This is a genomic window from Porphyromonas sp. HMSC077F02 (genome assembly GCF_001815465.1).
GTDB classification, from domain to species: domain Bacteria; phylum Bacteroidota; class Bacteroidia; order Bacteroidales; family Porphyromonadaceae; genus Porphyromonas_A; species Porphyromonas_A somerae.
Genome location: NZ_KV820675.1, coordinates 1 through 14541 on the forward strand (window position 1 = coordinate 1; position 14541 = coordinate 14541).

Below are 14541 nucleotides of genomic sequence, written 5' to 3' on the forward strand. Positions count from 1 at the left end.
ATAAGGAGAAGGTGACCATGATGCTAGGCGATGCAAAGGAGAGTGTCGGTAAACTGATTAAGGAGCTGAATAGTTAGCAACACTTGAATAACTTTGTACAGAAATAGAGGGTGCATAAAATTTATGCACCCTCTATTTTATGTGACATTGCTTAGTCTAAAAACAATTTACACCAAGTTTGAAACTTCAAGACTTGCTCAGCCCCATGCTTGCTCATACCTTTGACAATCTGTTCCACACTTTTTTCTTTAGTGGGATCTCCACTTTTTGAAAAGAAACAGTCTGCGAAACAGATAATCTGCTCTTCAAGAGATATAGGCACCATCTCTCGGTGAGGCAAAGGGAGATTTCTTTGGATAATCATTTCCAACGTTATCCCCACACCAGTATGCCGTTCACAGATCAAAGCATGCATAGGTAGTCCTTCAGACATAAGTAGCTCACTACCGATAACTCCATGCTTAATATAGGGCTCCTCACCCACACACCCAATACTAGGTGCATCGCATCTAAATATACCTATATCGTGTAGCATCGCTCCCTCGTATATCAAAGACTTGTCCAGCTTCCACTCTTTTCTTCTCTTCGCAATCTCCAATGCTTTTTTAGCTACACATTCGCTATGAATGGTGAGGATTTGATAGGCTTGCGAGTGTTTCTGATAATACTTTTCTAATATAGCATATACATCAAGACCTCCCTTAGGGGATCTTAATTCCTTTCCTTTTGTTGCCATAGAACCAAGAGATCTAGCTCCGTTTGTAGGATGTTAATTGTAGGTTTGCCGAGCCTATTTTCAGTTCGGCTTTAATCCTAACAGGCACCTGATCTCGATCCCTTGTTAGCCACACAATGATTGCGTTTTTGCCTTTCTTAAACGTCTTATCATCCACCCTTATTCCTACCTTCATTGCCTGCCGCCTTGTTCCATCCGGCATAGAAATGGTCTCTGTTCCAAGTACTTGGTACTCTATATTTACCTTGTCTCTTCCGAGTGATACAGTCGCTTTGATAGGCGATGCCTTGGTAGTATTTACATAATCAAAAGTACGCAATAGTGCCAAAGTCGATAGCAAGTCTACCACCTCCACCTCCGACTTCTTAAATATCATAGTGGTATCCACTTTGATTTCCCCATTAGCATTTCGCATATTCTTTACACTGATGGTTGATGGGGAGTAGTTATAAGTCGAGATATCATTAGCGATATATCCATTCTCATTGACACGCTTCTCGAATCTAAGAGGAAGCTTTTGTGCACTATAGAGGGTCTCCAGAGTATCGCGCATTGGGTAGAAAGTATCTGCAAGGCTAGTGGTGCGCATCAATAACTGGCTAAAGTACTGACCGTCTCGCGCTTGCCTATTTGTAATAGATGCTTCAGCGAGTTTCCCCTTAATCAATCCCCACTGAAAGTTGATACTATACTGCAACTCTTCTCCATTAGTGAAGATTGCAGACTTAGGTAGTCTACTTGTTTGTGCCCATGCTCCCCATGAGAGCAGGCTCATAAATAAAACGACAACTCCCCTTGTAAATACTTTAATCTTCATGCCAATAATCATTTAATGCTCCCTATCAATCTATATCAATTATAAGACAGCGAGCAATAAACTTCGTTTAACGACTCTCTGGTAGAGGAATGATGTCAAACCCAGTATAAGGGCGTAGTGCTTTAGGTATTACGATGCCTTCAGCAGTCTGATTATTCTCTAGAAGAGCTGCTACTATACGTGGTAGAGCTAGCGCACTACCATTCAGCGTGTGACATAGTTCAGTCTTACCCTCTTCATTCTTAAATCTGCACTTCAATCTATTTGCTTGGAAGCTCTCAAAATTGGAAACAGAGCTTACCTCAAGCCATCTCTTCTGTGCTTCCGAGAATACCTCGAAATCAAATGTTAGCGCAGATGTAAAGCTGATATCTCCACCACATAGTCGAAGAATGCGATAAGGCAATTCAAGCTTCTGCACCAAACTCTCAACATAAGCGATCATCTCTTTGAGAGACTCATAAGAGTGCTCAGGGTGATCGATGCGCACGATCTCAACCTTATCGAACTGATGAAGACGATTAAGACCCCTCACATCCTTCCCATAGCTTCCAGCCTCTCTGCGGAAACAAGCAGAATATGCTGTCACCTTAATAGGAAAATCCTTAGCCTCAACAATCACGTCACGGAAGATATTAGTTACAGGGACTTCCGCTGTAGGGATTAGATATAAATTGTCTATATCGCAATGATACATCTGACCTTCCTTATCTGGTAGCTGACCTGTTCCGTATCCTGAATCCTCATTCACCACATAAGGGGGCTGCACCTCTAGGTAGCCTGCCTCTCGAGCATTATCTAAGAAAAAGTTGATAAGAGCGCGTTGCAAACGGGCACCGTATCCTTTGTACACAGGAAATCCAGCTCCTGTGATCTTAACTCCTAGTTCAAAGTCAATAAGGTCATATTTCTTTGCTAGCTCCCAATGAGGAAGTACCTCAAGCCCCTCTGGGAACGGTCTAATATCGCCACCAGTTCGCTCAACTTTATTATCCTCTGCAGTGAGTCCTTTTGGCACGGATAGATGTGGAGCATTAGGTAACTCAATAACTAGCTGATGGATCTGAGACTCCAGCTCCTTTTTTCTCGTCTCTAAATCCTTAGACGATTCCTTTAGCTCCGATACAGCTGACTTAGCTTTCTCTGCCTCTTCACGCTTTCCCTCACGCATCAGAAGCCCTATCTCCTTGGAGATTTTATTTTGCTCCGCAAGAGAGTTATCCAAAGCGCTCTGAGTGGAGCGACGCTCTTCATCAAGAGCGCGTAGCTTTTCAATCACCTCACGAGCATCTACATTTTTAATCGCCAGTCTCTCAATAGCTTCATCGCTATTCTCCAAAAGGTATTTAATTGTCAGCATTTCTTATTACTATTAAATTACGATACCATCCTCTATAATGTAGTATCTATATCATATTTACCTTTTACAAAGATACAAATATATCCATATTCGGTATAATCATAATGTAATTATACTTCATGCCTCAACGTTTTTTCGTGGGACCGTTTCAGCCTAGTAAAGAGAGTACCCACCAATATTCAAGGACTTTTAGGTCCACAATCTCATATTGCCAGAAAGTTATACCAACATTATCTTGGTCGGCTATCAATTGTAAATTTAGATGTAGGTATGGTGAGTTAAGGCGGGGGCTCAAACGCTTTTTATAATCAACTGAAATAAAGCACTATAGCTAACGCCTAACTGAGATGCAACTAAGCGATTGGTTAGTTGCATCTCGGCAAATGCTTAGTTGCAACTCAGTGATTGCTTAGTTGCAACTAACTTTTACCTCTCCTAAAACCGAGTCGATGCGGCACAAAAAGAACTAAAAGTCCATCCCAGCATAATGATGAAAGGTGGAATCTGTATTATAAGGAACCGATGAAGAAAATATTAAAAGGTGAATATAGGCCGTATGCAAGGGACATATTCTTTGAAAAATATCAATTGTGGAGAAATGTATGTATGACCAGTGATCCAGATAGTTTCGTATACTTTGTTTTTCCTCGCTTTCGTCGAGATTTAACTGAAGAAGTTAAAAGGTCAAAACAAATTCTTCTGCCTTGTTTTGCAGAACAAGTCAAGGTCTTATATGTAGAAGATGTATGCAATACTATGCAAAGTGAGTATTTAGATGATTGTAAGCTCAAAGATCACTATAAAGAGTTTCAAGAAAAATACATTAATGGAATAGACTAATTGCAAAACTAGGGGAGTTGTCTTATGAGTCCTATTTATAGGAAATAAAGCGAAAAAAGTGCTTTAGCAGTTCAAATAGGCATTCTGCCTTACACACTTTTTGGGATACTACCCTGTAATAACTGTGGAGAGGAAATAACCGAAGAAGATGTTGAGGAGTACAATCAACTTACCGATGAAGAGAAAATAGTATTAACTGAAGCCTATCTGCAAAAGAAGGCAGAAGTGGAGGCAGAGGCGGAGTCGAGTAGGGGAAATTTAAAGAGGAAGAAAAAATGAGACAAGATCGGATTGCCATGAGGGAGGCTCAAGAGGCCATTTTGATCAATGAGGTGGTTGAATATATCAAGTCTAATATTTCATTTGATTGCAAGTAAGACGTCATAATTTCCCTTACGTCAATACGAATACAGGCTAAAATCCTTGATCTAGCGTACGCACTCGCTGCAACTTTCAACAAAGAGGACAAAGCTACAGCTCTGCCCAAGTTTACTCAAGCATTGATTGCTATACGCAAAGTGGCCAGCAAGTGACCAGCTATTTTTGTAAATGACTATGTGTCAAATAATTGACTGTGCAGATTACGAATAAAATGAAATATTGGGTATTCAAACATAAACCAGGAAGTGATGCTGATAAAGATGCGTTTGACTAATGCTAAGTAACTGTAACGGTTATTTAGGACTAGTCATAAGTATCTTCCAATTCTTATCGGAATAAGTTCTCCATATTATCTTTAATATCGTTTATGATGGCGTTATACCATGACCATGTGGCTTCACTGCTATCACACCTTGAAGCAGGGTGATGAGTACGATAAGCTAATTTGATATTCTTGATATTAAGCTTAGCTACATCTTTTGTCGGAAGATCATTAAGCTGGATAGGGCCACCTAAAATATCAAAATTCTCTGAAATATATTGTTGGTACTTATCCGTAACACCTGTAAGGAAGATTAAAATATCTGGCTTCAGAATATTTATCTCGTCAGGAATAACATGGAAGTACTTTCGCTCTATCTCATGCATAAGGCTATTAACAGCGACTCCCGATGCCCCATCGTTACCTACTGCTGCAAGTTTAGAAATATTATTCCAGAGAAACGCAGCCCTTTTATTAGACATGTTTTTATTGAGATATTCAGATATAACACTGGAGAAACCATTAAATCCATCTCTTAAGAATCGAGATTTTTGATTCATAAAAGCAGTTCCCAAATCATACTCTCTATAGAATTCATTATAGAACGCTTGATATTGCTCCATAAAATCTGCTGGTCTCACAATTTCAGTTTTTGGCCATTCCCATTTGTTAGGTTCTTGCCCAAATATCATAATCTTCAAGTCCGCATCGGTGTACCAACTCTCATCAACAGAATCTTTATCGTCATACTTGTTCAATCCTAATAAAAAAGGAGATTGTAGCTTGACGTGCTCACCCTCAAGATGCTCAAATAACTCACTCCATTTACTATCATAGAGCTCCTCTAATTGTAATGTTAATGATTTCTTTTCCATGGCAGTTTAATATCTAAATGAATTTGTTCTCAAATATACACATATTTTACATAAGTCTAGAAGGACCTAAAAGACTGGTCCTCCAGGGACAATGGGACTCTTATTCACAATACGTTTTTCGCCCGCACTGCGAGCAATGACTACCACTCCACACACTATCAAAATGTTTAATGGCTGCGTCCACTAAGCTTGACTCATTAGTCAGAATGCCTGCCTCAAAGTTTCGCCTAAATTGACTTTTGATACCCATGCCAGCTCCAGTTAGATTAGCAGAGCCAATATAAGCTGTATGCCAGTCAATAATAATTATCTTAAAGTGCACTCGAGGACATCGCATCCTCAATAGTTGATTTCTTAGTATCGGATATGAATGGAGCTCCTTCATAAAAATCTCTCCCGGTTGCTTGGCGTGTAGTAATCGAACCTCTACGTTTCGCCTTAGTAATATTGATAAGACTTCTAGAAAAGGAATTACTTCCCGCCCTCTACGGACGTATAAATCCTTCAAATCTGATGTGCCTAACCAAAGCTCATGCTTAGTAGATAAAGCCATAGAGAGTACATCATTATAATGCTCCATATCAGCTATGTACTTAATATAGGGTAGGGTGGTATTCATCTGTGTTTACTATTACTTATGTCAAACTAATATAATTCTTGATATCGTGCTTGTCTAATTGAGGCATATATTCATTGTGAGTAGCAAATTCTGTAAGGTCATTATACAAATCCCTCCAATTGAGATGAGACATAGCTAAATGCTCGCGCCCACTGAGATTAATACCACGCATTTTAAATTTATTCGCAATCTCCTTATATGGCACCAACTCATCCAATATGGCTTCAGGTACCCTTGTATTGAAGGCCTGTAGAAAACCATATATTCTCGTCAATTCTCTCAAGGAGACAAAAGTTTCAATCGCATCACGGGCTTTTTTCTTAAATTGCTCCAGCCTAGCATGGATTATTTCTTCGTTTTTGGAGACTTTTATCAATGTAGTTAGCTTTGAGGATGTAAAATCATAAACCCGACTTTTCATCTGATTGATTTGCTGTGTTTGACCATTTAGGCAGACTAATCTTACGTAATAATTACCTAGCTCTATAGAGCCCCCATCCCACTTAAGATACAGTCCATCTGTCGTAAAGTCATTTCGCGTTACGATAGTTGATATTTGTGGGGTCTGTTGTTGCAAATAGATTACGATGTCCATCTCCCCGTGCAATGAACTTTCTATCTTTTCTACTCTCATGTTTGTAGAATCTATGAAAAGCTCTGCAAAGTCAAAGAATGCGTCTACTGGGATAAATTGTTGCTTGGGGATTAAGAGATTTGTGACTACTTTAGCATCTGGGTCTGCTATGAGTACCACCTCTTTTACCGAGGTCATGCTATTAGCTACTGTTAAGTAGTTCCTAAAATTAGTCTCTCCTTGTACCCCCGAGCAGTTTCTTACCTCCTGTAATTGCCGCTTACTCGTCCCGATACTGCCATTTAGCTTATCTATCACCTTGGGTGACATTTCCAAGTCTATCCCAGATACGTTAAAGACCTCACCCTCTACTTGTTTGATCTCATCCAGTCTTACCACTTTGTGAGGGGATATTATTTTACTCGCATTGTCTCGATACTTTCTGAAGTCTGTTAGTTCCATAATTAATAATCTACGTTTGTACTGAATAATTCATCAAAATCCATATTGCTTTTTCTGATATCTCTTGCTAAATTATTTCTCATATTCCTAATTTTTATATCATTTTCAAAGCGTTCTAAATCGAATTCTACATCCCCCGTTGTTGCAAGGTTATAGTAGAGTTTTACTCCTACGTCCCCTCTTCTATGCTTGGAAAATACGATATAGCGCTCTGAGTAGATGTTTTTTGGATTATCAAGTCTCAATTCCATCATTGCTGAAATACTATGTTTTAATCGATTAGAACCAATAAAAGTGCCACTCTTGGTTACCTGCTGAATTGAGATGAATGTGGTATGTTTCTTTCTTAAATTAATCGCCTTGTTGTTTTTCTTCATTAAGGAGAGTAAATAACTCTCCGCTTCCTTCATCGTAATATCCTCCTCCTCTTTTATTATTCCTTGGAGCTCATAGAATGAATCGATTGCTATGATATCCCATCCCTGATGCACAATTTCCATAATTGTAGCCCAATTATGGGTGCTTTTCTCTTCGAATACCTGACTTTCAATGAATAGGATATTGATGAAGCTAAATTTAGGAAAGCGATGTACATATATCGCAAGATCAATTTCATTCATTTCTGCACTGATGAAAAGGATTCTTGCCTTACTATGTTTTTGCATTACGTTTGCAAGAAAATCAAGAAGAATAGTAGTCTTTCCAGTCCCTGGATCTCCGATAATCATATAGTGCACACCTTTTGGAAGACCGCTGTAAGACGACAGCAATGAATCCATTATTGTTCCCGATTCAAAGGTCTCAAATAGTGACTTATCAAAAGTCAAGTCGTGCATCCTTACTATCTTATCCATAGACATTGACTATTTTTTCTTTCTACTACGATTCTTTTCGGTAGGCTACAGCAATTCTTTATTTCTTTACTTTAATTATTTCATTGTGTGCTCACACGCTATTCCATCCCAACTACTAGGCTTACACGAAGTGTGGAAGCCTATTTCCACTTTTATTTCATCACAAAGGTACGAAGCACATATGCCAATTCTGGGCAGATGCTCATTCAAATGACACTCTCATGAATATTAATAATTGACTTTAGGTCAAAAGCGTTGGTATGATCGTGAAATGTTCCAATGTTTATCGTCTCTTTGAGCTTTTGAGAAAAGAGGGAGATGCCCAAATTGTTCTAGTAATGAGAGACTGTTTCACTATGTCACAAGAAGCTGGCACTTGGGGAAGACAAAGTATTGGTGTAGTTATGCGGTACAACAGCGGTACAAATATGGATTTAAACTCAACAAAACCTATGACGAATGAGTGTTTTAGGATAAATAAAAGGCACTCAAAATGAGTGCCTTAGTGATGTTTCGTGATGGGTGGTAATTGCTACCTACTTTCCGATGCAGAAGTTGGCGAAGATGGAGGAGAGGAGGGTGTCGGTGGTGACTTCGCCGATGACGGTACTGAGGGAGGTGGTGGCGGCACGTAGGTCTTGGGCAATCAGTTCGCCTGAGAGGTGGGCTTGGATGCCCTCTTCTACGGAGAGGAGGTGCTGAGCAGCCTCCCTAAGTGCTGTGGATTGTCGTAGGTTGATAGCCATTAATTGGTCGTCAGCCACTGCTAGGTCAGAGAAGTGGTGGTGAAGTAGTCCTTTTACCTGCTCTATGCCCTCACTTTTCATTGCACAGATGGGTAGGGTGGTGTTGATCTCTTGCTCTACTAGCCATCCTTTCAAGGCCTCAACCTGCTCCTTTGGGGCAATATCTATCTTATTGATGATGCCTACGATTTGCTGTTTAGAGGTTTGGGGTGCGATCCTATCTAGTACACTTTGCCATTCTACAGCCGTCTCAGTCGGATCAATCACCCAAAGGACTAGCTCCGTATTGGCAACCTTTTCAAGTGTCCTCTCAATCCCAATTTGCTCTATTGTGTCGGTTGTCTCTCGCAGTCCTGCCGTATCAACCAGTCTGAATTGCTGACCTTTTATATATATAGTGTCCTCAATCGTATCTCTTGTGGTGCCGTGAATATTTGAGACAATGGCACGCTCTTCATTAAGTAGCCCATTAAGAAGCGTTGATTTGCCTGCGTTGGTAGCTCCAACGATAGCAATGGGAATACCATTTTTGATCACGTCACTAGTAGCGTAGCTTTCGGCTAGCGACGAGACACTTTTTCGGATCTCTTGGCATTGGTTCAGCAGTTTATCTCTCGGGACAAACTCAACATCTTCCTCCGAAAAGTCCAGCTCCAATTCAATGAGGGAGGCCAAACGAATGAGTGGCTCTCTTAGCTCTTCAATCTTTTTGCGAAAAAGACCTCGCATCTGAGTAATAGAAAGGCGGAGAGCTGCTCTATTGGTGCTAGCAATCACATCTGCTACAGCTTCGGCTTGAGAAAGGTCGAGCTTGCCATTGGAGAGCGCCCGACGGGTAAATTCGCCTGGCTCCGCCATCCTCGCTCCCGCTTGAATCAATAGATCCAAGAGTAATTGGGAGATCAGAGGGTTGCCATGATACGTTATCTCCACTTGATCTTCGCCTGTATACGAATGTGGAGCCCTCATTACTAGGATGATACAGTCATCTATCCTACTTCCATCCTTGGGGTCGTATAGCCAACCATACTGAGCAGAGTAGGGAGCTGCGGTGAGTAGTGAAGTATCTTTTTTCGTAGCCCTAAACAGGCTATTGACTATCTCAATCGCCTTTGTCCCTGATACCTTAATGGTACTCTGTGCTCCCATGCCGTGTGGTGTGGCTACTGCACAGATTGTATCTTCGAAGTTATTGTGCTCCATTGGCTTCTACATATAGCATAAAGAATCCATCCATGGCGTCCACCTTTCCTCTCGCGAGGTACCCCAAAACGCCAGGATGAATTCAAAAATGTCTCTTATCTGTCCGCTATTGCGGTTCCCTCCTCAAAAACTAGAAGGGCGGTAGAATCACTTTTTGTTGCGATTACCGTAACGGCTACGGAACTTATCTACACGTCCAGCAGTATCCACAAGAGTGGCTACACCAGTATAGAATGGGTGTGAGCTACTTGATACCTCGACTTTAATTAGTGGATAAGTCACACCGTCAATCTCAATTTCTTCACGTGCATTGGCACATGAGCGAGTGATGAATGTCTCGTCATTTGACATATCCTTAAATACTACCTTACGATAGTTCTCAGGATGAATACCCTTCTTCATTATTATCTTATGCTTTAATTAGTTTCTGACTAATATTCTCTATTGGATTGCAAAGGTACATATAATACCATACATTTCCAAATATTTTACGCTTGCACTTCTCTTTTTTATCTTTGTATGAGAATCTCTTGGATCAGCGGAATAATATTCTCTCTTATTCTGATCGGGTTATTTCGATGCTCTCCTGGTACTGCGAAGGCGTGCGAGGAATCGAATAACTGGTCAAAGAGGGAACGATAGGAAAATAGCTCATCATTTTCAGCAAAAAGAGCCCACGTGTTTTTTACTTCAAAGGGCGAGGGCGCCAATGACTCTTCCAAGTGAATATACTTATCTATCTCGGTTTGAGTAGCATTGCCGAATTCTGGCAAATATAATAGCTCCGAGGGTTTCATGCAGGGGTTGATGACTATTCTAGGGCATCCCTTAATTCGTAGAGCGGTAAATCCTCCCATGCTAGAGCCGATGACTAAGTCAATTCCTTCATTATCCACCAGCATTTGTGCTTGATGGATATTTGCCAGCATATTTTCGAAGGAACTCAACTCATTGCTAAAGGCTGGAGCAAAAAGGGTAGCCCCCTCTCCTAGTTGCCTTTGAAGTTCGGTTGCTGTGGCACCAAAAGCCCCACCACTGTAGCCATGGATAAAGAGTATTCTCGGCTTTCTCATTTTCTTATATTGAGCACTTAAGTAACGGTACTCCTCCTCGTATTGCTGATGCTTCGTGAGATCTTTTTCGGTAGGGTTAGGAATTCGAGAAATATCTAAATTGTGCTCCAAGTCGTGGAGTTTCACTGCCGTTGCCACTGGGTGCTCTCCGATTGCTTTGATGTAGGTTTCTCTGGTGCCATACCGATGGCTGTTGAGCAGTTCGAGCACCGTCTTAAGCGTCTCCCGTGCTTCAGAAGGCAGTTTCTCGCCTGCAATCTCCTCAAGTCTCTGAAGAACCTCAGCAGTAGAGTGAGGCGTATCTTCACTCGCATCATGGAGGTATCCAGCTACTACCTCTAGCCAAGTCTCCCCCTTGCTAGCTACCGTCTGAAGGTGCCCTTCAAAATAATCCTTCCTAGCCTTATCGCACTGACCCTTGTGGAGTTGCTCTGCCAAGCGTCTGGCACTCTGGATAAATAATGAGTAGTTAATCATATAAACTCTCTTTGGATCTAATAATACCAATGGCAAATATACCGATAATAACGCTTAACCGTTCTGCTGTTGCCTTGATAAAGTATAAGACAAAGGTGGTAGAGGAGCCTATTCCTTTACCACCTTTGTCTTTTAATAAAGATGATCAGTTACTCTCTCATCATCTTATCAATGTCTATCACCTCATGTTGTTTCTTCTGCCTAACGTGGAACGCTTTGTAAAGGGCAGGTACTACGATGAGGGTGAGAAGGGTAGAGAGGGCCATTCCTCCGATGATTACCCAGACCATGCCAGTTCGTAGCTCGGCACCTGCTCCAGTAGCTAGTGCTACGGGGAGCATTCCGATAATCGTGGATAGTGCCGTCATAAGAATTGGGCGGGTACGAAGCTTCGCAGCCTGTATCACTGCCACATCTACTGCTAGCCCTTCTGCCATTGCCTCATTGGCGAAGTCTACTAATAGAATTGCATTTTTGGCTACCAATCCTATCAGCATTACCATTCCGAGCATCGCATAGATACTCATAGCTGTATTGCTGAGTGCTAGAGCAAGTAAAGCACCTACTACAGATAAAGGAATGGAGATCATCACCACGAGTGGGTCGGTCCAGTTATTGTAGAGGAGTACGAGTGATAAATAGATCAGCAAGAGTGAAAGCAGGATGGCGGTTTGGAGCACACTCATAGAGTCCGACATCTTCTTCATATCCCCCGTAGCTTGTACCTCGACCCCTTGAGGCATCTCCGCCTGCTCCAGTGCCTTCATAAATTGCTTTGCGATGGCCCCAGGCGATACCCCGTATGCCTGAGCACGTAGCGTGACAGAGCTATTGCGATTGAAGCGCTCCAGACGGCTGGGTCCAATGCCGAGGTGTATATCGGCAAACTGTGCTAACCGGATCTGGTCGCCACGACCATTGGTCAGCATCAGATTGGAGACATCGTCAATAGATTGGCGGGATGCTTTATCGGAGCGAATGTTGATAGCATACTCCTGCTCCCCTTGGGTGTATCTCAATTGGTCATTGCCTTGGAAATACATTTGCATCATCATACCTACGTTGTCGAGGGTGAGTCCGAGGTCCGCCATCTTGTCCCTCTGTACCTTCACTACCACTTCGGGTGTGGCGTTTTCAACCGACAAGGTGGGCTGTACTACACCTGGGATGCCCCTCATTATATTAAGGGCTTTATCGGCATAGGTAGCTACCGAATCCTTGTCGGATCCTGAGATAATGTACTCAACCGCTGCCTTGGAGACGGTGCCAGTCATGCTCACGCTATAGATATTGACTCGGGCGTCCACTAAGTGGTCAGATAGCGGTTTTCGGATCCGCTGGATATAGGCTTTGGTTCCCTCTTTCTGCTTTTTGAGTTTTACATTGAGCTCAGCCAAATAAGGAGTTCCTTTATTGCTCTGTGAATTGTCGCTGGTTTGCCCTACCATAGTCACCACTTTCTCCACTTCAGGGCGTTTCATAAACCAGATTTCCGCCTTCCGAACCAATCGGTTGGACTCTTCCATGGAGATATCCTTGGGCATCTCTAGTTGCACAATGCACTCACCTCGGTCCATATAGGGCTGGAACTCAAAGTTCACAAAGCCCAATGGGAAGAGTAGTAGCACGGAGCCCATTACACAGAGTACAATTACTAAGAGGAGCCACCTATGCGAGAGCCCCCACTGGGCGATAGAGGAAATGTGAGTAGCAAACTTGTCGATTCCATTTTCAAAACCATTGAGTAACCGTCCGAATGATTGCTCTTTATCCAGTTGCTTAATATTGCCAAAGCGAGAAGTAAGCAAAGGAACTAATGTAAGTGCGGCTAGTAGACTGAGGAGGATCGCAATAACGATGACCCCACAGAACTGTCGTAGAATATCGGAAACCAGTGTGTTTGTGAAGATGATAGGGAGAAAGACTGCCACCAGTACTAGGGTGACTGAAATAACGGTTAGCCCAATCTCGTTCATCGCATCAAAGGTGGCCTTGAAGCGATTTTTGCCCATCTCCATGTGTCGGTAGACGTTTTCAATCACCACAATAGCATCATCCACCAATACGCCGATCACGAGGGAGAGGGCTAGGAGCGACATCATATTGAGGGTAAAGCCAAATAGCTTCATTCCGATGAAGGAAGAGATGAGGGATACCGGCACTACCACCATCACGATGAGTGCATTCCGTACGTTGTGTAGGAAGAATAGAATCACAAGGGAAACCAGAAGCACTGCCAAAAGGAGGTCGGTGAGTACCGACTTGATGGCATTGCTGGTGAAGGTGGTGGTATCCTGTGCGACCTCTATTTGGAGTCCTTCGGTAGCATACTGGCTTTGAAGCCACTCTATCTGCTTATTGACCGCTTTACTCACTTCAATGGCATTGGCGTCGGACTGCTTTAGGATATTAATCAGAATAGCTTCTTGTCCGTTGACACGACCAATTTTTACAGGGTCTTTAGTGCCATCTGATACCTCTGCCACATCCTCCAAGCGAATCATGGCTCCATTGGCGGAGCGAATCACTATCTTACGTAGTTCATCAACCGAAGTAATCTTGCCCGATAACCGAACTGCCATCTGCGTGGAGGGGCTCTGTAGATATCCAGTAGGGAAGTCTAGGTTGGCACCTCGTATGGCACCTTGGACCATCATTGGGCTGATGCCGAGGTCGTGCATACGGTCTTGATTGAGATTGACCTGAATCTCGCGCTGTACACCACCCACAAGATCTACATTGGCCACTCCTCGGATATGAGAAAGGTCGGGGCGTACTCGTTTGTCCACCAAGTCAAATAGCTCTGTAGAGCCTATGTTGGCTTGTGCGGAGAGGATGAGGATTGGTTTTTCATCTACGGAGACTTTGGAGATTCGTGGGGAGAGGATATCACGTGGAAGCTCTGCCCGCTTGGCATTGAGACGATTTTGGGCTTCGGTCATTGCTTTATCAATGTCGGTGCCAAACTCAAAGGAGACCATAATCATCGACATTCCTTCAAAGGAGTAAGACTGTATATGGTCAATGCCCTCCATACTGGAGAGTGCCTCCTCGGATTTTTGAGTGAGGGAAAGCTCAACCTCGCTCGGAGAAGCCCCAGGGTATACGATCTGAACCGTGAGGATAGGTGGGGTGAACTTAGGCATCAGCTCCGCACTCAGGCTCTTGAAGCTCAGATATCCCAAAACGGCCAATAATATAAAAAGAACCGTAACGTATATGGGGCGTTTGATTGAAGTTTCAACTATTTTCATCGCCTTAT

General features: G+C 42.6%; 11 protein-coding genes and 1 pseudogene. 1 reads left to right on the top strand and 11 read right to left on the bottom strand.

Features of this window, described 5'->3' with window-relative positions; genetic code table 11:
• Positions 1 to 151 precede the first annotated feature (151 nt).
• From HMPREF3027_RS05620 to serS, 3 genes are all read right to left on the bottom strand, one after another.
• Positions 152 to 736 (bottom strand): HD domain-containing protein, encoded by a 585-nt coding sequence (locus HMPREF3027_RS05620; RefSeq protein WP_070707574.1) that lies wholly within the window; start codon positions 734 to 736, stop codon positions 152 to 154.
• Positions 737 to 749: 13 nt separating this feature from the next.
• Positions 750 to 1553, bottom strand: a complete 804-nt coding sequence (locus HMPREF3027_RS05625) for a DUF3108 domain-containing protein (RefSeq protein WP_070707678.1) — start codon at positions 1551 to 1553, stop codon at positions 750 to 752.
• 67 nt (positions 1554 to 1620) lie between these two features.
• Positions 1621 to 2913: a serine--tRNA ligase gene (serS, locus tag HMPREF3027_RS05630; protein ID WP_070707575.1), complete on the bottom strand. Its 1293-nt coding sequence runs from the start codon at positions 2911 to 2913 to the stop codon at positions 1621 to 1623.
• A 483-nt stretch (positions 2914 to 3396) separates the two neighbouring features.
• Between serS and HMPREF3027_RS05635 the strand changes: the two are divergent.
• A pseudogene (locus tag HMPREF3027_RS05635) lies at positions 3397 to 3753 on the top strand (hypothetical protein); the annotation flags it as partial.
• Between the two features lie 708 nt (positions 3754 to 4461).
• Here the strand turns inward: HMPREF3027_RS05635 and HMPREF3027_RS05640 are convergent.
• From HMPREF3027_RS05640 to HMPREF3027_RS05680, 8 genes are all read right to left on the bottom strand, one after another.
• Entirely contained in the window at positions 4462 to 5271 is an 810-nt protein-coding gene (locus HMPREF3027_RS05640; protein ID WP_070707577.1) for a hypothetical protein, read from the bottom strand.
• A gap of 100 nt (positions 5272 to 5371) precedes the next feature.
• Positions 5372 to 5890 carry a phospholipase D family protein gene (locus HMPREF3027_RS05645; RefSeq protein ID WP_070707578.1) on the bottom strand — a complete coding sequence of 173 codons (519 nt, stop codon included), beginning with the start codon at positions 5888 to 5890 and terminating at the stop codon, positions 5372 to 5374.
• Positions 5891 to 5906: 16 nt separating this feature from the next.
• Positions 5907 to 6926, bottom strand: a complete 1020-nt coding sequence (locus HMPREF3027_RS05650) for a hypothetical protein (protein WP_070707579.1) — start codon at positions 6924 to 6926, stop codon at positions 5907 to 5909.
• A gap of 2 nt (positions 6927 to 6928) precedes the next feature.
• Entirely contained in the window at positions 6929 to 7780 is an 852-nt protein-coding gene (locus tag HMPREF3027_RS05655) for an ATPase domain-containing protein (protein WP_070707580.1), read from the bottom strand.
• Positions 7781 to 8316: 536 nt separating this feature from the next.
• On the bottom strand, positions 8317 to 9729 hold the full coding sequence (gene mnmE / locus HMPREF3027_RS05665; protein WP_070707582.1) for a tRNA uridine-5-carboxymethylaminomethyl(34) synthesis GTPase MnmE: 1413 nt from the start codon (positions 9727 to 9729) through the stop codon (positions 8317 to 8319).
• Positions 9730 to 9876: 147 nt separating this feature from the next.
• Positions 9877 to 10131: a type B 50S ribosomal protein L31 gene (locus HMPREF3027_RS05670; RefSeq protein WP_018028372.1), complete on the bottom strand. Its 255-nt coding sequence runs from the start codon at positions 10129 to 10131 to the stop codon at positions 9877 to 9879.
• Positions 10132 to 10238: 107 nt separating this feature from the next.
• Positions 10239 to 11279, bottom strand: coding sequence for a YqiA/YcfP family alpha/beta fold hydrolase (locus tag HMPREF3027_RS09875; RefSeq protein WP_070707583.1), 1041 nt, complete (start codon positions 11277 to 11279; stop codon positions 10239 to 10241).
• A 149-nt stretch (positions 11280 to 11428) separates the two neighbouring features.
• Complete coding sequence (locus HMPREF3027_RS05680; protein ID WP_070707584.1) at positions 11429 to 14533, bottom strand: efflux RND transporter permease subunit; 3105 nt, start codon at positions 14531 to 14533, stop codon at positions 11429 to 11431.
• Positions 14534 to 14541: the final 8 nt, after the last annotated feature.

Bases quoted from the DNA above. Each gene is read 5' to 3' on its own strand.
- HMPREF3027_RS05620 (WP_070707574.1), bottom strand. From the start codon at position 736: ATGGCAACAAAAGGAAAGGAATTAAGATCCCCTAAGGGAGGTCTTGAT.
- HMPREF3027_RS05625 (WP_070707678.1), bottom strand. From the start codon at position 1,553: ATGAAGATTAAAGTATTTACAAGGGGAGTTGTCGTTTTATTTATGAGC.
- serS (WP_070707575.1), bottom strand. From the start codon at position 2,913: ATGCTGACAATTAAATACCTTTTGGAGAATAGCGATGAAGCTATTGAG.
- HMPREF3027_RS05640 (WP_070707577.1), bottom strand. From the start codon at position 5,271: ATGGAAAAGAAATCATTAACATTACAATTAGAGGAGCTCTATGATAGT.
- HMPREF3027_RS05645 (WP_070707578.1), bottom strand. From the start codon at position 5,890: ATGAATACCACCCTACCCTATATTAAGTACATAGCTGATATGGAGCAT.
- HMPREF3027_RS05650 (WP_070707579.1), bottom strand. From the start codon at position 6,926: ATGGAACTAACAGACTTCAGAAAGTATCGAGACAATGCGAGTAAAATA.
- HMPREF3027_RS05655 (WP_070707580.1), bottom strand. From the start codon at position 7,780: ATGGATAAGATAGTAAGGATGCACGACTTGACTTTTGATAAGTCACTA.
- mnmE (WP_070707582.1), bottom strand. From the start codon at position 9,729: ATGGAGCACAATAACTTCGAAGATACAATCTGTGCAGTAGCCACACCA.
- HMPREF3027_RS05670 (WP_018028372.1), bottom strand. From the start codon at position 10,131: ATGAAGAAGGGTATTCATCCTGAGAACTATCGTAAGGTAGTATTTAAG.
- HMPREF3027_RS09875 (WP_070707583.1), bottom strand. From the start codon at position 11,279: ATGATTAACTACTCATTATTTATCCAGAGTGCCAGACGCTTGGCAGAG.
- HMPREF3027_RS05680 (WP_070707584.1), bottom strand. From the start codon at position 14,533: ATGAAAATAGTTGAAACTTCAATCAAACGCCCCATATACGTTACGGTT.